Here is a 25,746-nt window from a genome sequence, read left to right on the forward strand (position 1 = left end):
AAAAAGTAAGAACTCTGTAAGACTGATTTCATATCCATTATCGAATATATCAGGGTATATTACCTCCGCAGTTGGCATGACTGGTAATAAGCGCATTAGGTGCTCTTAATCTAAATGCTATTTGTGTGCCATAAGTTCCGGTACCGCCTTAATTATATATCAAAAATGGAGTGGTTTTAATGAAAAGACGGTCTTCGTTCCTTGTTTTTTTAGGTTTATTATTAGCGTCACCTTTAGCTTTGGCTAACGATCAGCACACCGTATCGTTTGGTTATGCACAAACTCATCTCAGTTCATTGAAAAATAGCGATAGCAAAGATCTGCGAGGCTTTAATTTTAAATATCGTTACGAGTTCAATGAGACCTGGGGGATGTTAGGCTCATTCACCGCGACGCGCAATGAAATGGAGAACTACACCTGGAAAGAGGGGAAATTGCATAAAAATGGTTCCGATTCTGTAGACTATGGTTCTTTGATGTTTGGACCAACATATCGTTTTAATGACTATGTGAGCCTGTACGGCAATGCGGGTATAGCGACGATGAAATTTAATAAACACTCAAAAGAAGAGTCCTTTGCCTACGGAGCTGGCGTAATATTTAATCCAGTTAAGAGTATATCTATCGATGCATCATGGGAAGCCAGTCGTTTCTTTGCTGTGGATACCAATACATTTGGTGTCAGCGTAGGTTATCGCTTCTGACATTAAAATTATAAGCGTTACGTTTATGGCAAGGAATTAAAAATAATATGGCGCTGCTACAGAATAGGGATGGTTATGAGCGCTCAGGTAATCTTAAGAGGAAGATAAAACACTCACCGTAGCGTTATTCTATTGATGAAATTATGATAAATTCACTATCGGAACAACTTCCGTTAAAAACGATAGGTATAGTTTTAACGGATGATTATTATACTTATTTAGGCATCGCTTCACTCTTTGAGGATGGGAAGTGCTTTATGTTCCCACTCAATGGAGAATATAATTCGTGTCAGATATCAGCTAGCGAAGATATCATAATTATTATTGATGGACGAGTTTTGACTCAGGGGGTCTGGAAAGGTTTTAAGGCGCTCATGCAGCATTATCCACATGCTCGTCGAATCTGGCTCACGCGCAGAGATATTGGAAAACTTTATCCACATGGCTGCGATAGAGATCCTGATATCGATCCCGATTTGGCAAAGCCTGTTTTTATTGAGCATTTCATTAAATACGCTTGTGCAAACGAAGTAGCGGTCGGTGAACTTGCGCCGTTGACAAAAAAGGAGGAGGAGTTGTTATGGCACTTTTTATATAAAAAGTCGATGAGTCAGATCGCCAGTAGCTATGGCATGAGTCGTAAGACTTTGTACATTCATAGATTGCGTATCTGTCGTAAATATGGCTTCAAACGCTTTTTCCATTTGCTATTTATTTACCAAAGAAGTCGCCATATCTTCGCATCTAAAATTTGCCGTGTAGACAAAAACGCCGATCAGGCTTGAAGCAAACAAGATGAAAAAGTTAACGATGAGAGAGTGTGAAAGCATCAATCCTACTATGCTGCTTGCCATTAAGATACTTATCTCGGCGCTTGACGAAAAAACAAAAATAAGACTCAGAGAGCATATTGAAAAAACTGAACAAGAAATAGCCTCAAGCATACATGATAGCATCATGACAGAGACTTTTCTTCAGCAAATGAAAGACATTCGTTACATCTTAAATATAGTTCCTTGACGGCGTTCAGAAGCAAGAACGCGTTATTATTTAATGATTAATAGACCAGGTATTAGTATGAAAAAGATCTTAGTATGTTTCGTCGGCTTGGCTTTAACCGCATGTAGCGCTAATTCGTTGAATTATGGCGCTGAACAGGTACGGGTGATGACCAGCGAGCCAGGTAAGGAATGCAGCTACTTAGGGGATATCACGGGCAGCCAGGGGAATTTCTTTACCGGTGGCTGGACTTCCAACAGTAACCTGGAAACGGGTGCCCGTAACGATCTGAAAAACAAAGCTTATAAAATGGGCGGCAATACGGTAGTCCTGTTAACCCAGCGTGCAGGCCAGACAGGAAGTTCATGGCACGGTTCGGGCTCAAGCAAACAAACGAATGTCACGTTAAGCGGGAACGTTTATCGTTGCCCTCGTTAACCTTATTTTGCAGGCAATATATGCCTGTTTAGCGCGCGCGCCGCACTGGCGACGCGGGCGCTATTTGGGCTAACCTTGCTTTTTCTCGCTGTATTCCCGCCAACCGCCGCCTAATGCTTTATACAGATTAATGATATTCAGCTGTTGCATGAGCCGTGTGCGTACCAGGCGCTGTTGCGCGCCATAAAGCATACGATGGGTATCAAGCAGCGTAAGGTAGTCATCGACGCCTTCCTGAAAACGGAGTCCGGCCAGCTCATAGGCGATTTGGCTGGCTTCAACCGCGCGTTGTTCTGATTGCGCCTGGTCATTCAGCGTACGCTGTCCCGCCAGACCATCCGCCACGTCGCGAAAGGCTTGCTGAATAACGTTTTCATACCTGGCGATTTCAATCTGTTTTTGGACATGCGCCCTATCCAGGTCAGCGCGTAATGCGCCGCCGTGAAAGAGAGGCAAGGTGATTTGCGGTAGAAAACGCCAGCTTCCCGAGCCCGGTTCAAAGAGTCCGCTAAGAGACGCGCTGGCCGTTCCCGCCGTGCCTGTCAGGCTGATTGTCGGGAAGAAGGCGGCGCGCGCTGCGCCTATTCGGGCGTTTGCGCCACGCAGCCTGTACTCGGCGGCGCGAATATCCGGGCGGCGTACCAGCAGATCTGACGGTAATCCGCCTGGAAATGTGGTCGGGATCGCGACTTCCGTAAGCGTGACCGCCTCGTTTAGTCGACGCGACAGTTCAGGCGTGAGCGGCTGGCCCAACAGCAATTCCAGCGCGTTACGATCCCGCGCCAACTGTCGCGTATACGCCGCGCGATTGATTTCGGCAGAACGCAGCGCGATCTCCGCCATACGCAGATCGAGCTGTGTGGCGTTGCCTGTCCGGGCAAGCTGGGTTGTCAATGTGTATGAACTTTTTTGCGCGGCCAGCGTATCTTCGGTTAAGCGCAGCAGCTCCCGGTCAGCCCGTAGCGTCAGCCAGGCGCTGGCGACTTCGGAAACCAGGCTCATTCGCGCCGCAATGTACGTCTCATCAAGCGCCATATAGGCGGCTAATGCCTGGTCGCTAAGGCTTCGCACTCGCCCCCAGAGATCCAGTTCCCAGGCCGTCGTCGCCCCAGCCATCTCGTAGCGTCGGTTAATCTCAGGCTCGTCCGTGACGCTGAGATCGGCGGGAGTGCGACCGGCGTCCATGGCGGTGGCGATGCCGAGCGTCGGCAGCATCTCCGCGCGCTGAATACGGTATAACGCCCGGGCGGCTTCAACATTGAGCCCTGCCTTGCGTAAATCCCGATTATTGCGTAACGCGATCGCGATCAGTTCCTGTAGAAGCGGATCGTGGAAGAAATCACGCCAGCCAATGTCAGCGGCATCCGGCGCGCCAGAAACGGTTGACGTTGCGTAGGGATAGACCATCGCAGTCGGCGATGCGGGGCGTTCGTGCTTCGGCGCCATCGTACAGCCAGCAAGCGTGGTGACGAAAGCAAGCGTCGCCAGCGTGGCGGTCTGCCGATAGCCTGTAAAAGTGATCTTCATTATGCCATTCCCATCATTATGCTTGCTGATCATGTGAATCAACGCGGTTCTCACGCTTTAATGCCATCCTGCGAACCACCACGTAAAATACAGGCGTCAATAACAGGCTGAAGAGCGTAACGCCCAACATGCCGGCAAACACGGCGATGCCCATCGCATGTCGCATTTCCGCGCCGGCACCCGTCGCGAGTACCAGTGGTACTACGCCTGCGATAAAGGCGAATGAGGTCATCAGGATAGGACGTAGACGCAGGCGGGACGCTTCCAGTACGGCGGTCAGCGGGTCTGCGCCGTCGTGTTCTTTGGCGCGGGCAAACTCGACAATCAAAATGACGTTCTTGGCCGCCAGGCCGACCAGCACCACGAAACCAATCTGCGTAAAGATATTGTTATCTCCGCCAGATACCCACACGCCGACAATGGCTGAGAGTAATGACATAGGCGCAATAAGCAGGACGGCAAAGGGCAGCGACCAACTGTTGTACTGCGCCGCCAGGATCAGGAAGGCCAACAGCACCGCCAGCGCAAAGATAGCAAGCGCAGAGTTGCCGGCCTGTTTTTCCTGATAAACCAGATCGGTCCATTCGAAGACCATCCCTTCCGGCAACGTTTCACGCACGATCTTTTCAATCGCGTCCGTCGCCTGTCCGGAGGAGAAGCCCAGAGCCGGTCCACCGCTAATATCTACCGAGGGGAAGCCGTTGTAATGGATGATTCTGTCCGGCCCCGACTGGCGCATAATCGTGACGAAAGCGCTAAGCGGGATCATCTCGCCCTTCGCATTGCGGACTTTAAGCAGGCCGATATCCTCTTGTTGCATACGGAATGGCGCATCGGCCTGCGCCATCACCCGCCAGGTACGGCCAAATCGGTTGAAATCGTTGACGTAAAGCGAGCCGAGGTTAATTTGCAACGTTTCAAAGATGTCGGTGAGCGATACCCCCATTGATTTCGCCTTCACCCGGTCGATATCCACCTGTAATTGCGGGGCGTTCGTCTGGAAACTGGCCAGCATATTGGCCAGTTCGGGCGTCTGCATCGCCTTAGACATAATCTCGCTTTGCACCTTTGTCATCGCTTCAAATCCCAGTTCCGCACGATCTTCAATCTGCAATTTAAAGCCGCCCGTCGCGCCAAGCCCTGGAACCGGCGGCGGTGGGAAGATGCCAATAAACACGTCGGGAATGTGTCTAAATTTGTGCATTAGCTTTCCGGCGATAGCGTTAGCGGAAAGCGAAGGATCTTCACGCTCGTCAAAGGGTTTCAGCATGGCGAACATCAGCGCCGAATTTGGCACATTTACCGGGCCGTTAACCGACAGGCCGGGGAAGACGACGACACTTTCGACGCCGGGTTCCGCCAGCGCGATAGCGGACATCTGTTTTACGACCGCCTCTGTGCGATCCAACGATGCGCCGCTTGGGAGCTGGGCGATGCCGACGAGATAGTATTTATCCTGCGCAGGCACAAACCCGTTCGGCACCTGATGGAAGCCAAGCCAGGTCAGCCCCACAAAGCCAGCATAGAGCACCATCACAATGACGCTGCCGCGCACGGCCCGACGGACGGCGCTAACATAGCGGTTCGACGCGCTGTCGAAGAAACGGTTAAAGCGATGGAAAAAACCGCCAGTGACCGTGCCCATCAACCGCGTTAGCCAGTCAGCCTTCGCAGTATCGTGGTGCGGTCTTAGCAAAATGGCAGCCAGCGCAGGGGAGAGCGTCAGCGAGTTAATGGCCGAAAGGATGGTCGAAATAGCGATGGTCAACGCGAACTGACGATAAAACTCACCCTGCAGGCCCGCCAGGAATGCGGAAGGGATAAAGACCGCCGTCAGCACCGAGGTAATAGAAAGAATGGGACCAGTGACTTCATCCATCGCCTTCTTTGCCGCCTCTCCGGGGCTTTTGCCCTGCGAGATATGCCGTTCCACGTTTTCGACCACAACGATGGCGTCATCGACAACGATACCTATCGACAGGACCAAACCAAACAGCGAAAGCGTATTCAGCGAAAAGCCAAACAGGTGCATCAAGGCAAAGGTGCCGACCAGCGAAACGGGAACCGCCACCAGAGGAATAATGGACGCCCGCCAGGTTTGCAGGAACAGCACCACGACAAGGACGACCAGCACGAGGGCTTCCAGCAACGTAATCGCCACCGATTGTAGCGATGCGCGCACGAAGACCGTAGGATCATAGGCAATCCGGTATTCGATATCCTGCGGGAAGTTTTGCTGCAACTCATCCATTTTGCCGCGAATCGCGTTAGAAACGTCAATCGCATTGGCGCCCGGACTTTGAATAATCTGTAACGCTGGCGCCGCTTCGCCATTCAGTAAACTGCGCAGCGTATAGGCATCTGCGCCCAGCGTGACGCGGGCGACATCACGCAGACGCGTCACCTCGCCGTCAGCGCCGATTTTTACCACAATCTCGCCGAACTGTTCTTCGCTGGTCAGGCGGCCCAGCGTGTTTACCGTCATCTGAAAAGCGGCGGAGGCCTCCGGCTGCTGCCCGACGGAACCGGCGGCGACCTGTACGTTTTGTTCCCGCAACGCCGTAACGATATCACTGGCGGTAAGACCGCGGTTGGCGATTTTCGCCGGGTCCAGCCAGACGCGCATGGCGTACTCGCCCGCGCCCCAGACGAGAACATCGCCGACGCCGGGTAAACGGGCCAGCTCGTCGCGAACCTGCCGGATGGCGAAGTTAGACAGGTAAAGCGAGTCATAGCGTTTTTGCGGCGAGACAAGATGGACCACCATCAACATATCGGGGGACGTTTTCTCCGTTACAACGCCAATTCGCTGGACTTCTTCGGGCAGGCGAGGCAGCGCGCGGGATACCCGGTTTTGCACCTGAATTTGCGCCATATCAGGATCGGTTCCCTGTTCGAAGGCAATAGAGATAACCATGCGACCATCAATGGCCATCTGGGTATTCATATACAACATGCCGTCAACGCCGTTGATCACCTGTTCCAGCGGCGCGGCTACCGTATCGGCAATCACTTGCGGGTTAGCGCCGGGGTAGCTGGCGCTAACCTGTACCGTGGGCGGCGTAACGGCCGGATATTCACTCAGCGGCAGTTTTAAAAAGGCGATAGCGCCAGCCAGCAGCATTAACAGAGACAGGACGATGGCGAAGATGGGGCGTGCGATGAAAAAGTGGGTGAATTTCATTGGCGCACCGCCTTCGGCGCGCTGTCGCCGTCCGCTTTAGTCAATGTCGCGGTCTGTTTATCGGTCACATTCTGTCGCATCGGCACCAGACGCGGCGCAACGGTCATGCCAGGACGCACCAGCCCCTTGAGGATGATTTTTTCTCCCGGCAGTACTCCCTGTGTAACGACGCGGAGTCCATCGACCATTTGTCCCAGCTCAACCGGACGATACTCCACCTGATTCTCCTTGCCGACGATCAGCACATAGTTTTTGCCCTGATCGGCGCTCACCGCCAGATCGTCAATTAGCACGGTTTCCCGCGGCTCGCCGATGGGCAAACTGATTCGGGCAAACAGGCCGGGAGAAAGCATTCCGTCGGGGTCAGGAATCACGGCGCGCGCCCGGATAGTGCCGGTGCTGCGGTTCATCTGATTGCCCATAAAGTCGAGTGCGCCCTGATAAGGCAGCCCGTTATCGGTGGTTAACCCCATGTTGACTACCGGTGGATTTTTGTCGGAGCGGGTATGCCGTAACGCCTTCAGCCAGGTGGCTTCGTCAATATCGAAATACACATACATGGGATTGTGAGACACGATAGTCGTCAGAAGCGTGGCGTTACCCGCTACGCCGCCGCTGACCAGATTGCCCCGGGTCACCAGTATGCGGTCAACGCGTCCGGCAATGGGCGCGGTAATACGGGTCCTGGAGAGTTCAAGGCGCGCTGCGGCGACGGCGGCTTTGGCCGATTGCATCTGCGCCTGTCGCGCATTACGCGTGGCGGTGACATCGTCAGCGTTTTTACGTGATACGGCGCCGCTGGCGACCAGTCGTTGAATGCGATCGAAATCCGCCTGCGCCTGGCGGGCCAGTACTTCAGCCTGACGTAATTGCGCGACGGCGGTGTCGAGGGCGACCTCGAACGGGCGCGGATCGATCTGGAACAGCAGTTGTCCGCGGCTTACCAGACGTCCTTCCGGAACGCTGACGGCGTCAAGGGTTCCTCCCACGCGCGAACGCAGTTCCACGGTCTCCGGCGCGGCCAGAAAACCGGTGAATTCCGCCGTAGGCGCGAGTGTGCGGCTAAGGGCTTTAGCAACCGGTACCGACGGTGGAGGCGGCGCGCTGGCCGGTGGTCCGACGGCGTTGTCTTTATCCCATAGTGCTCCGCCGGCCATGTAAATCACGCCCCCGATGGCGGCGATGACGCCGGCTATCAACATAATTTTGAATGTTCTACGCATGTCGTTTCCCTCTTTACCGCAGCGTGTCGGCCATTCCGCAACGCTGCCGCAGAATTTTTGGCAAAGGCTAGGCGTTACAACGAAGGAAAGGTCAAGTGTTCCTGGCGGGTTTTTACGGGACGTAGGTCGGCATCGTGGCGTAAATGTCTCGCATCATCCTCTTTTATGAGCCATCTCACATTCTCGCCGAACCGTGCAGCCTGAATACGCTTGACCTTCCCACAATGGCAAGCTTTAGGCTTTCTGATACCGAATAGTCAGGATGGGGAAGTCGTCATGAGTCAGTCAGAAAATCGTCACGACACGATAAGCTTGCTTATTGAAGGTATGACCTGCGCGTCGTGCGTCGCTCGCGTTGAAAAAGGTATTAAGGCTGTGCCTGGCGTAACGGACGCTACGGTGAATCTGGCGACGGAGCGCGCCACCGTCCGCGGGACGGCGTCGGCGGAGGCGGTGATCGCGGCGATTGAAAAAACGGGGTATGAGGCGCGCCCGGTAGAGACGGCGGGGCAGGGCGAAGACGACTCTGAAGAGAAAAAAGAGGCCGAGCGCGTCAGGCTGAAGCGCGATCTGATTCTCGCCAGCGTGCTGGCGCTCCCCGTTTTTGTGCTTGAAATGGGCTCGCACCTTATTCCTGGTATGCACGAGTGGGTGATAAAAACGATTGGCCTGCAACAAAGCTGGTACTGGCAATTTGCACTGACCCTGTTGGTGCTGACGATCCCCGGTCGCCGTTTTTACCTTAAAGGGTTCCCGGCGCTGGCGCGTCTGGCGCCGGACATGAACTCGCTGGTCGCCGTGGGAACCGCAGCGGCGTTCGGCTACTCGCTGGTGACGACCTTTACGCCCGACCTGTTGCCTGAAGGGACGGTAAACGTCTATTACGAGGCCGCCGCAGTGATTGTCGCGCTTATTCTGCTGGGGCGCTTTCTGGAGGCAAGGGCGAAGGGGCGGACTTCCGAAGCGATTAAACGTCTGGTGGGGCTACAGGCGCGGGTCGCGCATGTGTTACGCGAGGGCCGCATCGTGGATATCCCTGTCGACGAGGTTGTGCTGGGCGACTGTGTGGAGGTTCGGCCAGGCGAGCGGATCCCGGTTGACGGCGAAGTGACCGAAGGCCGCAGCTTCGTTGACGAGTCGATGATTACCGGCGAACCGATACCGGTTGAGAAATCCGCAGGAAGCGCGGTGGTGGGCGGTACCGTCAACCAAAAAGGCGCGCTCACGCTGCGGGCGACCGCCGTCGGCGGACAGACCATGCTGGCGCAAATCATTCGTCTGGTGGAACAGGCGCAGGGTTCAAAACTGCCGATTCAGGCCGTCGTGGATAAAGTGACGCTGTGGTTTGTCCCAATGGTAATGCTTATTGCTGCGCTGACCTTTGTGGTATGGCTGGCGTTTGGGCCGTCGCCTGCGCTGACTTTCGCTCTGATCAATGGTGTTGCGGTTCTGATTATCGCCTGTCCTTGCGCGATGGGCTTGGCGACGCCGACCTCCATTATGGTGGGAACCGGTCGTGGGGCGGAAATGGGCGTGCTGTTCCGTAAGGGGGAGGCGTTACAGCTACTCAAAGACGCTAAGGTGGTGGCCGTAGACAAAACCGGGACGCTTACCGAAGGCCGCCCGGTACTGACCGATCTCGACGTGGCCAGCGGCTTTGAGCGCCGTGAGGTGCTGGCGAAAGTCGCGGCGGTAGAATCGCGTTCAGAGCATCCGATTGCCCGTGCGATTGTCGTGTCGGCAGAAGAGGAAGGGATCGCGCTACCAGGCATGAACGGCTTCGAATCGGTGACCGGGATGGGCGTATACGCTACCGTTGACGGTACGCGTGTTGACGTGGGGGCTGATCGCTATATGCGCGAAATTGGCGTGGATATTAGCGGCTTCGCCACCACCGCCGAACGGTTAGGGCAGGAAGGGAAATCGCCGCTCTATGCGGCTATTGACGGTCAACTGGCGGCGATTATCGCCGTGGCCGATCCGATCAAACCCAGTACGCCCGCCGCAATTAACGCTTTACATCAGCTCGGCATTAAGGTCGCCATGATCACTGGCGATAATGCCCGCACGGCACAGGCTATCGCCAGACAGTTAGGAATTTATGATGTGGTTGCCGAGGTATTGCCAGAAGGGAAAGTCGAGGCGATACGGCGCCTGAAAGCGGCGTATGGGCAGGTGGCGTTTGTCGGCGATGGCATCAACGATGCGCCAGCGCTGGCGGAGTCCGACGTGGGGCTGGCGATTGGCACCGGCACCGATGTGGCGGTGGAATCCGCCGACGTCGTACTAATGTCCGGCAACCTGCAAGGCGTGCCGAATGCTATCGCGCTGTCTAAAGCGACCATCCGCAATATCCACCAGAATCTGTTCTGGGCCTTTGCTTACAATACGGCGCTGATTCCTGTCGCGGCAGGCGCGCTATTTCCGGTCTGGGGCATATTATTGTCACCGGTATTCGCCGCAGGGGCGATGGCGATGTCGAGCGTGTTCGTGCTGGGCAACGCTTTGCGGCTGCGCCGTTTCCGGGCGCCGATGGCAACCCCATCCGACACATCCACGACATGAGGAGGAGCGTCATGAACATCGGTAAAGCAGCTAAAGCATCGAAAGTCTCGGCCAAAATGATTCGCTACTATGAACAGATTGGTCTGATTCCCGCGGCAAGTCGGACGGATTCCGGCTATCGGGCCTATACCCAGGCTGATGTTAATCAATTGCATTTTATACGCCGCGCGCGCGATCTCGGCTTTTCAGTTGCTGAAATCAGCGACTTACTGAATCTTTGGAATAACCAGTCGCGGCAAAGCGCTGACGTCAAACGCCTGGCGCAGACGCACATTGATGAACTGGACAGACGTATCCAGAACATGCAGCACATGGCGCAAACCCTCAAAGCGCTGATTCACTGCTGCGCCGGCGACGCGCTGCCAGATTGCCCCATTCTGCATACGCTTGGACAACCTGACGATAGCGAGCCGGAGGCGCGTACCGGAGCGGTATTGCGCCGTCCTCGTCGCCACGGACTGGCAAAGCGTCTGTAAGTCCTGAGATTACGCTTGACCTTCCAACACTGGCAAGGCCCAGACTGGCAACAGTTCCCACACAAAAGGAGTTCACTATGCAGTTCCATATTGATGACATGACCTGCGGCGGCTGCGCCAGTACGGTAAAAAAGACGATTCTGACTCTCGATGCTAATGCGACGGTGAGAACTGACCCGGCGACGCGTCTGGTTGACGTTGAAACGTCGCTATCCGCGGAGCAGATTGCCGCCGCCCTGCAAAAGGCCGGTTTCCCGCCGCGCGAGAGGTAATCGTCAATGGCGATCGGTCTGGCGACAGGCCGGTCGCGATACGCTAGCCACGCTTCGCTTTCCTTTGCATGAGATAATCCCCATAAAAAGTGTGACAAATCATGTGTCAGTAAGCTTTGTTAATAATATGTAATGATTTGTCTATTTTTGCTAACATTTTACCTGCTATATACAAAAAGATAACAAATAAGTAGCGCAACGCTACCTTGTTACGTCGCTTTGACGACGGGAGCGCTTCAGCGTTTCGCCGCTTCAAAGCTTGATGTTATTTTTTGATGCAGGACACTACCTATGTACACCCCCCTGAACTGGACGACGACACAACGACATGTGGCGTTTGCCAGCTTTACCAGTTGGATGCTGGATGCGTTTGATTTCTTTATCCTTGTCTTTGTACTTAGCGATCTCGCCGAATGGTTTCACGCTTCCGTATCGGACGTTTCCATTGCGATTATGCTGACCCTGGCGGTACGTCCCATTGGCGCGCTGCTATTTGGTCGAATGGCGGAAAAGTACGGACGTCGACCGATACTGATGCTCAATATTCTGTTCTTTACGGTGTTTGAACTGCTTTCCGCCTGGTCGCCCACCTTCATGGCATTTCTGATTTTTCGGGTCATGTACGGCGTGGCGATGGGCGGGATATGGGGCGTTGCGTCATCACTGGCGATGGAAACCATTCCCGATCGTTCGCGTGGCCTGATGTCGGGCATTTTTCAGGCGGGCTATCCCTGCGGCTATCTGTTCGCCTCGGTTATTTTTGGCCTCTTCTACAGTATGGTAGGCTGGCGCGGCATGTTCCTGATTGGCGCCCTGCCTGTTGTCTTGCTGCCTTATATCTGGTTTAAAGTGCCGGAATCCCCCGTCTGGCTGGCGGCCAGAGCGCGTAAAGAGAATACCGCGCTGCTTCCTGTTCTGCGCAAGCAGTGGAAGTTGTGTCTGTATCTGGTGCTGGTCATGGCGTTCTTTAACTTTTTCAGCCACGGCACGCAGGATCTCTATCCTACCTTCCTGAAGATGCAGCATGGTTTTGATCCGCATCTGATCAGTATCATTGCGATTTTTTATAACATTGCCGCCATGCTCGGCGGTATTTTCTACGGTACGCTATCGGAACGTATTGGGCGTAAAAAAGCGATCATGATCGCCGCCTTTCTTGCGCTTCCGGTACTCCCGCTATGGGCATTTTCCAGCGGATCATTCACGATTGGCCTGGGCGCGTTTCTGATGCAGTTTATGGTGCAGGGCGCCTGGGGTGTCGTACCGACCTGGCTGAACGAGCTGGTTCCGGCGAATGCGCGCGCCGTGCTGCCAGGGTTTGTTTACCAACTCGGTAATTTACTGGCGTCGGTTAATGCGACGTTACAGGCCCGCATCGCGGAAACGCATGGCGGAAATTACGGGTTGGCAATGGCGATCGTGGCTGGCGCGGTGGCTATTTTAATCTGTGTATTTGTGGCATTTGGTCGCGAGACCCGGGGAGTCGTCATCTCCGGTACAGATAGCGACGCCCTCCCGGAGTCGGCCATCGGTCATCGCACGTAAACACTACGCTCCTGGCGCATACTGTCGCCGGGAGCACGCCTTCCTCCCGTCGTTTTCACGCCCTTTCAACGAACAACAAAGGTTAATGATGGCATCTGCCGTTCGTGACCATTACAATCATCGCTTACTTTTTTCTTTATAAGAAATTGATTGCTGCACCTTAAAATTATCAACGGAGCGAAGATATCATGTTGAAAGATAACCAAAAACACAACGAGTCTGTTGCCCCGAATAGCGCCTTTCTGTCTGAGTTACAACGTGCATTACCGGAATTTTTTACCGCCGATCGCTATAACGAGCAGGGCGAACTGATCGCGAAAGGCGGATTTGATCTCGCCAGATTTGAGCGCGCGCTGAAAGCGCGTAATATTGATGAGCTGACTAGCGGTTATCAGATTGATTTTATTGGCAAAGATTACGCAAAAAAACAGGCGGGTGAAAAATCCGTTACCGTTATCGTTCCTGACGTGGAACACAATACTCTGGCAGAAAATAAAAACAGCCATAATCTTTTTCTGACCGGAGATAATCTGGATGTTTTACGCCATCTGCAAAATAATTACGCCGATACCGTCGATATGATCTATATCGATCCCCCTTATAACACCGGATCGGACGGGTTTGTCTATCCCGATCATTTTGAATATAGCGATCGGGCGTTGCAGGATATGTTTGGTCTTAATGATACCGAACTGGCACGTTTAAAATCCATTCAGGGTAAATCGACGCACTCCGCGTGGTTATCTTTCATGTATCCGCGTCTTTTCCTGGCCAGGAAGCTCCTGAAAGATACCGGATTTATTTTTATCTCTATCGACGATAATGAGTACGCCAATCTTAAATTAATGATGGATGAGATTTTTGGCGAAGGCGGATTTGTCACCAATGTGATGTGGAAGCGCAAAAAAGAGATTTCTAACGACTCTGATAACGTTTCCATCCAGGGGGAATACATTCTTGTTTATGCCAAAACCGGTCAGGGCGCTTTACGTTTAGAACCGCTTTCTAAAGAGTATATTCAGAAATCCTATAAAGAACCGACCGAACAGTTTCCAGAAGGGAAATGGCGCCCGGTGCCGTTAACGGTGTCAAAAGGGCTGAGTGGCGGCGGCTATACCTATAAAATTACCACGCCGAACGGTACGGTACACGAAAGACTATGGGCTTATCCTGAAGCCAGTTACCAAAAACTGGTGGCCGATAATCTGGTCTATTTTGGCAAAGATAACGGCGGTATTCCCCAGCGAGTCATGTACGCGCACCACAGTAAAGGGCAGCCAACGACCAATTACTGGGATAACGTAGCGTCGAATAAAGAGGGGAAAAAGGAGATTCTGGATCTCTTCGGCGACAACGTTTTTGATACGCCGAAACCGACCGCATTATTGAAGAAAATCATCAAGCTCGCTATCGATAAAGACGGCGTCGTCCTGGACTTTTTTGCCGGTTCCGGCACTACGGCCCATGCGGTAATGGCGCTGAATGAAGAAGATGGGGGGCAGCGCACGTTTATTCTGTGTACTATCGATCAGGCATTAAGCAATAACACTATCGCGAAAAAAGCAGGTTATAACACTATTGATGAAATCAGCCGCGAGCGAATTACACGCGTTGCGGCGAAGATCCGCGCCAACAATCCCGCGACCAATAGCGATCTCGGTTTTAAACATTATCGTTTTGCCACTCCGACACAGCAGACGCTGGACGATCTGGATAGCTTCGATATTGCTACCGGCCATTTTATCAATACCAGCGGTCAACTGGCCGCTTTCACCGAGTCAGGATTTACCGACATGATCAATCCTTTTTCCGCCAGAGGATTGGGAGTGCCGGGCGGCGCAAGCGGCGAAGAGACCTTATTAACGACATGGCTGGTCGCCGATGGTTATAAAATGGATATTGACGTACAGACCATTGATTTTTCCGGCTATTGCGCCAGGTATGTTGATAATACGCGCCTGTATCTGATTGATGAACGATGGGGAACAGAGCAGACCCGCGATCTTCTCAACCACATTGGTACGCACCAGCTTCCGGTTCAGACCATTGTCATTTACGGCTACTCTTTCGACCTTGAATCCATTCGTGAACTGGAAATCGGCTTAAAACAGCTTGATCAAAAAGTGAACCTGGTGAAGCGTTATTAAGAGGGGATGATGATGAATATTTTACTGGAAGAACTTCCCCATCAGGAACAGGCGTTAGCGGCGATTCTGGCGAGTTTCACCGGTATCGATCACGCGCAAGCCGATCATAATCACTATGCTAATCCGCTGATTAAGGAACGTTACGACGATAAGGCCAATATTGACGTTAAAATGGAGACCGGGACGGGTAAAACCTATGTCTATACCCGGTTGATGTATGAATTGCATCAGAAGTATGGCCTCTTCAAATTTGTGCTGGTAGTGCCGACGCCAGCCATTAAAGAAGGCGCGCGGAACTTTATCACCAGCGATTACGCCAGACAGCATTTTTCACAGTTCTACGAAAATACGCGGATGGAACTTTGCACCATCAACGCCGGTGATTTTAAAGTAAAGTCGGGGCGTAAAAATTTTCCGGCCCAGCTATTAAGTTTTACTGATGCCAGCCGTCGTGATAGCCATACGATTCAGGTTTTGCTGATCAATGCGCAAATGCTCAATTCCGCCAGTATGACGCGAGACGATTACGATCAAACGCTCCTGGGCGGGCTGACGTCGCCTGTTAAAGGGCTGCAAATGACGCGACCGGTGGTCATTATTGATGAACCGCATCGTTTTGCGCGAGATAACAAATTTTATCGAGCGATTCAGGCTATTCAGCCGCAAATGATCGTCCGCTTTGGCGCTACCTTCCCGGATATTGTCGAAGGTAAGGGTAAAAATAAATGTGTACGTAAAGATTACTATCGCCGGCAACCGCAGTTTGATCTCAACGCGGTGGACAGTTTTAACGATGGTTTGGTGAAAGGTATTGATATTTATTACCCGAATCTCCCCGAAGAACAGGCCAACAATCGTTATATCGTTGACAGCGTCACGGCAAAGAAATTAATCCTCCGACGGGGGAGCAAAATTGCCGAGGTTGGCGTGGGCGAAAATCTCGCCGATGTCGATGCAGGATTTGAAGGCAGTATCGAATATGCCGGCAGTAAAATGTTGTCGAACGATCTGGAGCTGGAGGCAGGGATGGCGCTGGTGCCAGGAACCTTTGGCGCGAGCTACCAGGAACTGATTATTCAGGAAGCCATTGATAAGCATTTTGATACAGAGCAGGCAAATTTCTTACGCAGCAATGAGCCAGAAAATAATGCCCCGCGTATTAAGACCTTAAGCCTTTTCTTTATTGACAGTATTAAAAGCTATCGTGATGACGAAGGCTGGTTGAAAGTCACTTTTGAGCGTTTGCTGAAAAAGAAACTGACGCAACTGATTGACGATTATCAGCGCAAGACCCTGCCGCGAGAAGTGGAGTATCTGTCTTTTCTGCAGGCCACGCTCGCCAGCCTGCACTCGGATAACCAAAACGTCCACGCTGGTTACTTTGGCGAAGACCGCGGAAGCGGCGATGAGGCGATCCAGGCTGAGGTAGATGATATTCTGAAAAATAAAGAGAAGTTGCTCAGTTTTTCAGACCATCACGGCAACTGGGAAACGCGCCGCTTTCTGTTTTCAAAATGGACGCTTCGCGAAGGCTGGGATAACCCGAATGTTTTTGTCATTGCTAAATTACGTTCTTCCGGTAGCGAGTCGAGCAAAATTCAGGAAGTGGGGCGCGGCCTGCGGCTACCGGTAGATGAAAACGGCCATCGCGTTCATCAGGAAGAGTGGCCGTCCCGGCTGTCGTTTCTGATTGGTTATGATGAAAAAGCGTTTGCCAGTATGCTGGTTGATGAGATTAATCGCGACAGCAAAGTTCAGCTTAACGAGCAGAAGCTGGATGAGGCGATGATCACACTCATCGTCACCGAGCGACAAAAAGTCGATCCTGCGTTTACGGAGCTTCGTTTGCTGGAAGATCTGGATGATAAAAAACTGATCAACCGGAGCAATGAGTTTAAACCCAGCGTCACGCTTAACGGGGAAACCAAAAGTGGTTTTGCGTGGCTACTGGAGTTCTACCCTGAGCTGACGCAGGCGCGGGTGCGAGCGGATCGCATTCGTGACAATAAGCCCGCCTCCCGGCTGCGAGTCAGGTTACGCAAAGAGAATTGGGAACAACTTAGCAGTATCTGGGAGCAGTTTTCCCGCCGTTATATGCTGCAATTCGAGCGTAGCGGCGCTTCTCTGGAACAAATTGCCGCCGAGGTGCTGCGCGATCCGGCGCTGTATATTCGCCAGAAGCCAAGCCAGGTGCAACAACGGCTGGTATCGAATGAAGATAATGGCCGTTTTGAAGTGGCGCAGCGGGAAGGCGAATTAGCCGCCAGCGAATTTATGGCGGGCATGAAATATGGCCATTTTCTTAAGCAACTGGCGTTACGCACCAGTCTGCCGGTTAACGTCCTGCACCCGGTGTTAATGGCGATGCTGCGTGATGTTTTGCACGGAGATTCACGCTATTTAAGCGAGATCTCGTTGGACAATATGACCCGCGCATTACAGACGCGGATTAATGCGCATTTTGCGCAGCGCCACGATTATCTGCCTCTCGACTTCCAGGCTTCAACGTCGGTATTTGATTCCACGGCACGGCAGTTCAGAGAGGAGATTAGCGCTGAAATTGTGGGGAAAAATGTGGATGAGAATGCGATAGACGATCCCCGTTCTCTCTATCAAATACCGCCGTTGCGTTATGACAGCGTCGATCCAGAATTGCCGCTATTAAAATACGATTATCCGCAACAGGTTTCTGTGTTTGGCAAACTGCCTAAGCGGGCCATTCAGATCCCCAAATATACGGGGGGCTCTACTACGCCGGATTTTGTGTACCGTATTGAGCGTCAGGACGCCGACAGCGTTTATTTACTGGTTGAAACTAAAGCAGAAAATATGCGCGTAGGCGATCAGGTTATTCTTGATGCGCAACGTAAATTCTTCGATATGCTGCGTCGGCAAAATATCAATGTCGAGTTTGCGGAAGCGACCAGCGCGCCGGCGGTATTTTCTACGATCAATGGCTTGATTGAGGGGAAGGCAAACTAACGGGTTTGAATGAACCTTAACGGTTATCTTTTTGATAGACCATATAAAATGGCCGCCGCGCAGCGAGCGTTGCGGTCATTCTCCCTGTGCTAATCCCCCGTCCCGTAAACCGCGTTGACTTGAAGGTTATCGTTTTACGTCTATTCTTAACTTTCAGCTACGCGTATTTTGCTGAAATTGCAAATAGTCTTGAAGACGCTGTTTTTTTGTTTTGCCGTTATTTTTATAACGGCCAGGTAGATATTGCCAAGTGAATGTAACTAAGGGAGACATGTTATGCTAAATAGATACTACCGTTTCGCTGTCGAAAAAGACGACCCCTCCGAAGCGCCAGAGTCGGGCGATAAGCCTGACAGCCAGCCGCAAAAAAAATCGTAATTTATCTGGATATTCCCCGACGTTTATACGTTTGGGGAAAATAACCGTTTCGTTTCAACCTGGTTGCGAACAGTGAATATTTTACACGAAGTGACTATATATAAACGGGAGGGAACATGGAGTTTGATGCCTTCTTTTTAGCGAGACTCCAGTTTGCCTTTACCGTCTCTTTTCATATTATTTTCCCCGCGATTACGATTGGCTTAGCCAGTTACCTGGTGGTACTGGAAGGTTTATGGCTAAAAACGCGTAATCCTGTCTGGCGCTCGCTCTATCAGTTCTGGCTCAAAATTTTTGCCGTCAACTTCGGGATGGGCGTGGTCTCCGGTCTGGTCATGGCTTACCAGTTCGGAACGAACTGGAGCGGTTTCTCCCAGTTCGCCGGCAGTATCACCGGGCCTTTATTAACCTATGAAGTGCTCACCGCATTCTTCCTGGAAGCGGGATTCTTAGGCGTGATGCTTTTTGGCTGGAACAAAGTCGGGCCGGGCCTGCATTTCTTGTCTACCTGTATGGTGGCGTTGGGCACGTTAATGTCGACGTTCTGGATTCTGGCGTCTAACAGCTGGATGCATACCCCGCAGGGATTTGAAATTCATAACGGTCAGGTGGTCCCGGTGGACTGGTTCGCGGTGATTTTCAACCCGTCGTTCCCGTATCGCCTGTTGCATATGTCCGTTGCGGCGTTTTTAAGTAGCGCGATGTTTGTCGGCGCGTCCGCTGCCTGGCATTTACTGAAAGGTAACGATACGCCGGCTATCCGCCGTATGTTCTCGATGGCGTTATGGATGGCGGTCGTGGTGGCGCCCGTTCAGGCATTGATTGGCGATATGCATGGCCTTAACACCCTGAAGCATCAGCCGGTCAAAATCGCCGCGATTGAGGGGCACTGGGAAAATACGCCCGGCGAGCCAACGCCGCTTACGCTGGTAGGCTGGCCGGATATGGAGGCGGAACGGACCCGCTATGCGCTTGAGATCCCGGCGTTGGGCAGTCTGATCCTGACGCATAGCCTGGACAAACAGGTGCCTGCGCTAAAAGATTATCCCAAAGAGGATCGCCCCAACTCTACCGTGGTGTTCTGGTCTTTCCGTCTGATGGTGGGCATGGGCGTACTGATGATCTTCCTGGGGCTGGCCAGCCTGTGGCTACGCTACCGACGCCGACTGTATCATTCGCGGCCCTTTATGCACTTTGCGCTGTGGATGGGGCCGTCCGGGCTTATCGCCATCCTTGCCGGATGGGTGACGACGGAAGTAGGACGCCAGCCGTGGGTGGTCTATGGCCTGCTGCGAACGCGTGATGCGGTTTCCGCGCACAGTACCTTGCAGATGAGCATCAGTTTGCTGGCCTTCTTTGTGGTCTATTCCCTGGTCTTTGGGGTTGGCTATATTTATATGATTCGCCTTATCCAGAAAGGGCCGCAGCCGGCGGAGACACCGACCGCTGAAACCGATGGCAGACCCGCGCGTCCTATCTCTGCCGTGGGAGAATCGCTTGAGCAGGAGAAACGCGAATGACCATCGATCTTCCGGTTATCTGGTTTGCTATTATCGTGTTCGCCACGCTGATGTATATCGTGATGGATGGTTTCGATCTGGGCGTCGGTATCCTGTTTCCGTTTATTCGCGATAAACACGATCGCGATGTTATGGTGAACTCGGTCGCGCCGGTATGGGACGGGAACGAAACCTGGCTGGTGCTGGGCGGGGCCGGGCTTTTTGGCGCGTTCCCGTTGGCTTATGCCGTCATCACCGACGCGCTGACTATCCCGCTGGTGGTTATGCTGCTTGGTCTTATCTTTCGCGGCGTCGCTTTTGAATTCCGTTTTAAAGCCACCGAGTCGCATCGCGCGTTCTGGGATAAATCCTTTATCGTCGGGTCAATCCTGGCGACCTTTGCCCAGGGGGTTGTGGTGGGCGCGGTGGTGAGCGGTTTTCAGGTGGAAGGGCGAACCTTTAGCGGTTCGCAGCTTGACTGGCTGACGCCGTTTAACCTGTTCTGCGGCGTCGGTCTGGTTGTCACCTACGCGCTGCTGGGCGCTACCTGGCTGATTATGAAAAGCGAAGATCCGCTGCATAGCCGGATGTGCGCGCTGTCGCGCCCGTTGTTGATCGTCTTGTTGTTGGTGATGGGAGGCGTCAGCGTGTGGACGCCGCTCACCCACGACGACATCGCCGAGCGCTGGTTCACGCTGCCCAATTTATACTACTTCCTGCCGGTGCCTGTGCTGGTGTTGGCTTTTAGCGTCTGGCTATGGCGCAGCGTGAAAAAACCAGAATCCCATGCGCGCCCATTTATTCTCACGCTAGGGTTGATTTTTCTGGGGTTCAGCGGGTTAGGCATCAGTATTTGGCCGAATATTATTCCACCGGATATTTCGCTGTATGCCGCCGCCGCGCCGCCGCAAAGTCAAAGCTTCATGCTGGTTGGGGCGCTGATAATCATCCCGATTATTCTGGCTTATACCTTCTGGAGCTACTACGTCTTCCGTGGAAAAGTGCGACATGGTGAGGGATATCACTGATGGTTAAAGTGAAAAAATGGTCGCGACGAGTCGTATGGATGGTCGCGATATGGTGCGCCAGCGTGCTTCTGCTGGCGGGCGTCGGAATGTTGTTCAGACTGCTCATGACCTCCGCAGGATTTCGCTCCTGACTGATATCCCCCGGACGCGCTTTCGTCTCTCGCGAAAGCGCGTTTTTATCGACAGATCGGCGTTTATCGATCACCTTTGCTCGCCTTATCTCTCCCCTCAATAGAGGTTGATAATTATTCTCATCTTTATTGTCGTTCCCGGGCCGCAGTGATATGGTTACACAGTGGCTAACGCTCTGGTATAACGCAGATAAACGGTATTGATAATGTCTCCGATCTCCTGTCACTCTTCCGCCGCCCCGGCGATGAAAAAGATCTTTTCCGTCAGCGACTTCATCGCGTTTGGCGAGCGTTATGGCATTGATTACCGCTTCCCTGCGTTACCGCAGTATACGCAGAGTAGTCCCGTACTTCATGGCGATATCGAAGAGATAGCGCTTCCCGGCGGGATTTGCATTACACGCTCGGATGTTCACGTATTACAACCTTATGAAACTACCTCTCGCCATAGTAGTCCTCTGTATATGCTGGTGGTGCTGGAAGGTAACGTCGCGCTGGCTGTCAATGAGCAGACCTTTTTGTTGAGCGCGGGGATGGCGTTTTGCTCTCAACTGAGTGAGCAGCAGACAATACGCGCCCATCACGGCGCAGACAGCAAATTGCGCACCTTGTCGCTGGGAATGTACCCGGACGGCGGATGGCGGGAGCGTTTGCCTGTCTCGCTGGCAGACGAGTGGGAAAATAGCGCGGCCTCGGCGAGGGTCTGGCAGGTGCCGGAGTTTCTGCTTTCGGGGCTACGTTATGCGCAGCAGCCCGGACCCCATGCTGCGTCACGCCAGTTAATGCTGGAAGGCATCATGCTGCAATTACTGGGCTATGCGCTAAATCTATGTCAGCCCGCAACGCAAAAACGCGGGCTTCCCGTCACCGGTGAATATCAGCGGCTGGAGCTCATTCGGCGTTTACTGGAGCAGACGCCGGAAAAAGCCTACACGCTGAACGAACTGGCGCGTCGGGCGGCAATGAGTCCAAGTAGCCTGCGGTGCAAGTTTCGCCATGCCTATGGGTGTACCGTGTTTGATTATCTGCGTGATTGCCGCCTGGCGCGCGCGCGTCGTTATCTGATGGAGGGATACAGCGTGCAGCAGGCCGCCTGGATGTCAGGCTATCAACATGCCACAAACTTTGCGACGGCATTTCGTCGGCGTTATGGTTGCTCGCCCGGCGAGCTGCGTGACGCGTCTCTGACGGCGTCCCGCCACTGTGCGTAACGCGCCCCGCCAGAGCGGTAATATCCGCTGCTAACCCGGTTTTCTGCCGCTTTGGGTGATTTTTTATCATTGCTCATAGGCAATCTGGCGTTACGCATAGTGGTCCGTTATCTCTAAAAGGTAATAATTCTTATTTACAATAAAGATGCCTTTGGAGATGTTCATGTTTGCGACAACGCGTATGGCGCTATTGATAGGCGGAGCTATCGGCGGCGCGACTTTTCCTCTTTTTGCCCAGGAAACCACAAAAAATGATACCGTCATTGTCACCTCGCCCGTTCAGAGTGGCGCGACCAAGCTGGCGACGCCAGATATTGAAACGCCGCAGTCGGTATCCATTATTACCCGCCAGCAGTTTGAAGAGCAGGGCGCAACCAGCGTGCGTCAGGCGGTCAGCTACACCCCAGGCGTATACAGTAACCAGATAGGCGCCTCTAACCGCTTTGATTACATCGTATTGCGTGGTTTTTCGGACGGTAGTCTGGATAACGTCTATCTCGACGGGTTAAAAATGATGGGCGACACCAATTCGCACAGTTCGTTGGTGGTTGACCCCTGGTTTCTGGAAGATATCGAGGTGGTACGCGGCCCGGCGTCCGTTCTGTATGGACGTTCATCGCCAGGCGGCATTGTCGCGCTGACGTCGCGAAAACCGGCGTTTGATGCCGGAGGAGAAGTGAAGCTGTTTGCCGGCAATAACAACCAGCGCGGGGCGGCTTTTGATGTGACCGGCCCACTGGATGACAATGAACGTGTGGCGGCGCGTCTTAGCGGCATGACACGTTACGCCGATTCGCAGTTTACCCCCTTGAAAGAGGAACGTTATGCGCTGATGCCGAGCCTGACCTGGCGAATTACCGATCGGACGCGTCTTGATCTTATGGCCTATCTGCACCGTGATCCGGAAGGCGGTAGCCACTCCGGACTGCCTTATCAAGGCACGGTTGTACCTTATAACGGCGGAAAAATTTCTAACACTTTCTTTGAAGGTGAAGATGACTACGACAAATACGATCGCCGTGAAAATATGGTGGGTTATAACATTGAGCATCTGTTCGATAACGGCTGGTCGGTACGGCAAAAATTGCGCTATTTGCATACCAAAGTGACGTTGAATCAGGTCTATGCCGCAGGTTGGTTGAATGAAACGGCGCTGAATCGCGGCTATTCCGGCTCCGGGGAGAAAATGTCGGCTATCGCGCTGGATAATCAGCTCGACGGCAGCGTGGATACCGGGGCGATTAATCATCGTCTGCTGGTGGGGATCGATTATCAGGATCGCAGTAATCATACTACTGGCTATTATGGCGCGTTTCCGCCGATTGATGCTTTCAACCCTGTTTATGGCGCTCAGCCGGATTACATTACGTTGTATAGCCGTGAAAAACATAAGCTGCGGCAGACCGGATACTATTTACAGGATCAGATGTCATGGGATCGCTGGCGCTTTACGTTGGGCGGTCGTTACGATCGGGTCAGCGTGTCTAACATCGACAAACTTCATGATTCACGCAGTGATCTCAATAAAAACAACGTCAGTACCCGTGCTGCGTTGCTTTATCTGTTCGACAATGGCGTCGCCCCCTATCTCAGTTATTCTATCGCGTTTACGCCGACCAGCTTCGCCGACGAAAACGGCAATGTGCTGGAACCGATGAAAGGCAAGCAGTGGGAGGCGGGGGTAAAATACGAACCGCTGGGGGGGAACAGCCAGTTTAGCGCCGCCGTGTATCGTATTAACCAGACCAATATCGCGACCAAAGAAGAACCTACCGATCCGTACCGCTCGATTGGTGAAATTGAGTCTAAAGGGGTGGAACTGGAGGCCATTAGCCATTTGTCGGATAGCGTCCGTTTGCAGGCGGCGTATACCTATACTGATATCCGTTATAAGAAAAGTAGCCCGCAAGAACAGGGTAAGCGCGCGGTTTATGCTCCACGGAACCAGGCCAGCGCCTGGCTAAGCTACGATGTGAAAAGCGGTCTGTTAGAGGGGATGACTTTGGGCTCCGGCATCCGGTACGTCAACGGCGTGACCAGCGATCGCCTGAATACCCACACCTTGCCGTCCTATACACTGGTCGACATGGTGGTTGGGTATGATTTATCCAGCATTGGGTTAAATGGCTTGAGCGCCCAGCTCAACGTAAATAACCTGACGGACAAACGCTATGTCGCTGCCTGTAATTCGCTCTCTTATTGTTATTTTGGCGCCGAGCGTAGCATTGTAGGCAGCGTGTCATGGGCGTTTTGATAACGCTTATCGTCCGGTAGCAAAGGCTACCGGGCAAACTAGCGGTGCGTCACGCCTTCATAGAGAAGTCTGAGCGCAAACATCCCGATAATGGCGCCGATAACACGGCTGGCAATGCGCTGTATACGCCCATAAGCGCGGCGGACTGCGGGAAGCGAAAAGGCCTGGCTGAGAAAAATACGCCAGATAACGGATGACAGCACAATTCCGGCCCAGGCCATTAATCTTGCCCATGTGGGCGTTTCTGCGCTAAGCGTTACGGAAAAAATACTGATAAAAAACAGTACGGTTTGCGGATTGGATAAATCGGTCATTAATCCCCGGCGAAAGAAAATTGTCCACGGGGCGGCAATTGGCGTCTGGAGCGTGCTCATTTGCGGCGTCGCCTGGTGACGAATACTGTTCCAGGCGAACCATAATAAATAGGCGCCGCCGACAATTTTGATAAGAGAAAATACCGCTTCGCATTGCGTAATGAGCGTCGCCAGACCGAAAATCCCCAGCCCGGAATAAAAGGCGTCTCCCGTGGCGACGCCCAGGCCGGTGATGACTCCCGTCCGGCGTCCTGATGCGAGGCTGGTTTGCACCACCACAAACAGATTCGCGCCGGGATTAAAAAAGGTTAACACAAACAGACTGACGGTAAGCACAACGGCATGAAACGGCTCCATAGACAACTCTTCCCATAGCCTCAAGAAATAACGTTCATCTTATTAATAGTCAAACCAGATGATTGCGAGTGAGATCACAAAGCAGGGGCGTTTTAATCCGCGTTGTTACGCCGACTGAGCGGGGGCTGACTGGATTTTTCCAGCAATCTACACTACTTATTTAATCAGTCCGAACGGCCTTTTTGTTCTGATAAAGCGATGATGGCGTAATAATAAAACGAGGGTTTTGCTATGAAAACTGGCTACAAGGTTATGCTTGGCGCATTAGCGTTTGTCGTGACAAACGTTTATGCCGCAGAAATCATGAAAAAAACGGACTTTGATAAAGTCGCCTCCGAATACACGAAAATTGGCACGATTTCCACCACCGGGGAAATGTCGCCGCTGGACGCCAGAGAAGATTTAATCAAAAAGGCGGATGAAAAAGGGGCGGATGTGGTGGTGCTGACGTCCGGGCAGACAGAAAATAAAATTCATGGTACGGCTGATATTTATAAAAAGAAATAAAAGCG

At 52.8% G+C, this 25,746-nt stretch carries 20 protein-coding genes and 2 pseudogenes; 18 read left to right on the forward strand and 4 right to left on the reverse strand.

Annotation, left to right across the window (positions count from 1 at the left end):
- Positions 1 to 179: 179 nt before the first annotated feature.
- The 4 genes from ACFK9X_RS06155 to ACFK9X_RS06170 all read left to right on the forward strand — a co-directional run bounded on the left by ACFK9X_RS06155 (position 180) and on the right by ACFK9X_RS06170 (position 2,141).
- A complete protein-coding gene (locus ACFK9X_RS06155) occupies positions 180 to 704 on the forward strand; it encodes an Ail/Lom family outer membrane beta-barrel protein (protein WP_000830239.1) in 525 nt (174 codons plus the stop codon).
- A 143-nt stretch (positions 705 to 847) separates the two neighbouring features.
- Complete coding sequence (locus ACFK9X_RS06160; RefSeq protein WP_151115867.1) at positions 848 to 1,489, forward strand: helix-turn-helix transcriptional regulator; 642 nt, start codon at positions 848 to 850, stop codon at positions 1,487 to 1,489.
- 10 nt (positions 1,490 to 1,499) lie between these two features.
- The gene (locus tag ACFK9X_RS06165; RefSeq protein ID WP_000737127.1) at positions 1,500 to 1,724 is read left to right on the forward strand and encodes a membrane protein; all 225 of its coding nucleotides are present in this window, start codon (positions 1,500 to 1,502) and stop codon (positions 1,722 to 1,724) included.
- Between the two features lie 57 nt (positions 1,725 to 1,781).
- Positions 1,782 to 2,141: a DUF4156 domain-containing protein gene (locus ACFK9X_RS06170; protein WP_000722978.1), complete on the forward strand. Its 360-nt coding sequence runs from the start codon at positions 1,782 to 1,784 to the stop codon at positions 2,139 to 2,141.
- A 69-nt stretch (positions 2,142 to 2,210) separates the two neighbouring features.
- Here ACFK9X_RS06170 and mdsC read toward each other — a convergent pair whose 3' ends face one another.
- The 3 genes from mdsC to mdsA are packed head-to-tail and all read right to left on the reverse strand — an operon-like array spanning position 2,211 to position 8,075.
- Complete coding sequence (mdsC, locus tag ACFK9X_RS06175) at positions 2,211 to 3,668, reverse strand: multidrug efflux transporter outer membrane subunit MdsC (RefSeq protein WP_151115869.1); 1,458 nt, start codon at positions 3,666 to 3,668, stop codon at positions 2,211 to 2,213.
- 16 nt (positions 3,669 to 3,684) lie between these two features.
- Complete coding sequence (gene mdsB, locus ACFK9X_RS06180) at positions 3,685 to 6,852, reverse strand: multidrug efflux RND transporter permease subunit MdsB (RefSeq protein WP_151115871.1); 3,168 nt, start codon at positions 6,850 to 6,852, stop codon at positions 3,685 to 3,687.
- Positions 6,849 to 8,075, reverse strand: coding sequence for a multidrug efflux RND transporter periplasmic adaptor subunit MdsA (gene mdsA / locus ACFK9X_RS06185; protein ID WP_151115873.1), 1,227 nt, complete (start codon positions 8,073 to 8,075; stop codon positions 6,849 to 6,851). Before mdsA ends, mdsB begins: the two co-directional genes overlap by 4 nt.
- A 276-nt stretch (positions 8,076 to 8,351) precedes the next feature.
- On the opposite strand from mdsA, the gene golT reads away from it, so the two are divergent.
- The 13 genes and pseudogenes from golT (at position 8,352) to foxA (ending at position 24,563) form a co-directional block, all read left to right on the forward strand.
- Positions 8,352 to 10,640, forward strand: a complete 2,289-nt coding sequence (golT, locus tag ACFK9X_RS06190; protein ID WP_151115875.1) for a gold/copper-translocating P-type ATPase GolT — start codon at positions 8,352 to 8,354, stop codon at positions 10,638 to 10,640.
- A gap of 11 nt (positions 10,641 to 10,651) precedes the next feature.
- The gene (golS, locus tag ACFK9X_RS06195) at positions 10,652 to 11,116 is read left to right on the forward strand and encodes an Au(I) sensor transcriptional regulator GolS (protein WP_001020583.1); all 465 of its coding nucleotides are present in this window, start codon (positions 10,652 to 10,654) and stop codon (positions 11,114 to 11,116) included.
- Between the two features lie 77 nt (positions 11,117 to 11,193).
- Complete coding sequence (golB, locus tag ACFK9X_RS06200; protein ID WP_001159470.1) at positions 11,194 to 11,388, forward strand: gold resistance metallochaperone GolB; 195 nt, start codon at positions 11,194 to 11,196, stop codon at positions 11,386 to 11,388.
- A gap of 291 nt (positions 11,389 to 11,679) precedes the next feature.
- The gene (locus tag ACFK9X_RS06205; RefSeq protein WP_000288502.1) at positions 11,680 to 12,933 is read left to right on the forward strand and encodes an MFS transporter; all 1,254 of its coding nucleotides are present in this window, start codon (positions 11,680 to 11,682) and stop codon (positions 12,931 to 12,933) included.
- A 188-nt stretch (positions 12,934 to 13,121) separates the two neighbouring features.
- Positions 13,122 to 15,080, forward strand: a complete 1,959-nt coding sequence (locus ACFK9X_RS06210; RefSeq protein WP_000910370.1) for a site-specific DNA-methyltransferase — start codon at positions 13,122 to 13,124, stop codon at positions 15,078 to 15,080.
- 9 nt (positions 15,081 to 15,089) lie between these two features.
- A complete protein-coding gene (locus tag ACFK9X_RS06215) occupies positions 15,090 to 18,062 on the forward strand; it encodes a type III restriction-modification system endonuclease (RefSeq protein WP_077906240.1) in 2,973 nt (990 codons plus the stop codon).
- Between the two features lie 276 nt (positions 18,063 to 18,338).
- On the forward strand, positions 18,339 to 18,440 hold the full coding sequence (ssaA, locus tag ACFK9X_RS06220; protein WP_000934834.1) for a small effector SsaA: 102 nt from the start codon (positions 18,339 to 18,341) through the stop codon (positions 18,438 to 18,440).
- A 116-nt stretch (positions 18,441 to 18,556) separates the two neighbouring features.
- Positions 18,557 to 19,960, forward strand: coding sequence for a cytochrome ubiquinol oxidase subunit I (locus tag ACFK9X_RS06225; protein ID WP_000393711.1), 1,404 nt, complete (start codon positions 18,557 to 18,559; stop codon positions 19,958 to 19,960).
- Positions 19,957 to 20,967, forward strand: a complete 1,011-nt coding sequence (gene cydB / locus ACFK9X_RS06230; protein WP_000151047.1) for a cytochrome d ubiquinol oxidase subunit II — start codon at positions 19,957 to 19,959, stop codon at positions 20,965 to 20,967. The genes ACFK9X_RS06225 and cydB overlap by 4 nt, the downstream gene beginning before the upstream one ends.
- A pseudogene (locus tag ACFK9X_RS06235) lies at positions 20,967 to 21,038 on the forward strand (DUF2474 family protein); the annotation flags it as partial. The gene cydB and the pseudogene ACFK9X_RS06235, both read left to right, overlap by 1 nt.
- Positions 21,017 to 21,209 (forward strand): annotated as a pseudogene (locus tag ACFK9X_RS06240) (hypothetical protein). The pseudogenes ACFK9X_RS06235 and ACFK9X_RS06240, both read left to right, overlap by 22 nt.
- Positions 21,210 to 21,304: 95 nt before the next feature.
- Positions 21,305 to 22,309: a ferrioxamine uptake transcriptional regulator FoxR gene (gene foxR / locus ACFK9X_RS06245; protein ID WP_000074601.1), complete on the forward strand. Its 1,005-nt coding sequence runs from the start codon at positions 21,305 to 21,307 to the stop codon at positions 22,307 to 22,309.
- 145 nt (positions 22,310 to 22,454) lie between these two features.
- A complete protein-coding gene (gene foxA, locus ACFK9X_RS06250) occupies positions 22,455 to 24,563 on the forward strand; it encodes a ferrioxamine B receptor FoxA (RefSeq protein ID WP_151115877.1) in 2,109 nt (702 codons plus the stop codon).
- A gap of 38 nt (positions 24,564 to 24,601) precedes the next feature.
- On the opposite strand, the gene ACFK9X_RS06255 is transcribed toward foxA, so the two are convergent.
- The gene (locus ACFK9X_RS06255; protein WP_151115879.1) at positions 24,602 to 25,234 is read right to left on the reverse strand and encodes a LysE family transporter; all 633 of its coding nucleotides are present in this window, start codon (positions 25,232 to 25,234) and stop codon (positions 24,602 to 24,604) included.
- A 231-nt stretch (positions 25,235 to 25,465) separates the two neighbouring features.
- Between ACFK9X_RS06255 and yahO the strand changes: the two genes are divergently transcribed.
- Entirely contained in the window at positions 25,466 to 25,741 is a 276-nt protein-coding gene (yahO, locus tag ACFK9X_RS06260; RefSeq protein WP_000848026.1) for a DUF1471 family periplasmic protein YahO, read from the forward strand.
- The last annotated feature ends 5 nt before the right edge of the window (positions 25,742 to 25,746 follow it).

The sequence above is a fragment of the Salmonella sp. WC3 genome, assembly GCF_042932255.1.
Lineage (GTDB): Bacteria > Pseudomonadota > Gammaproteobacteria > Enterobacterales > Enterobacteriaceae > Salmonella > Salmonella enterica.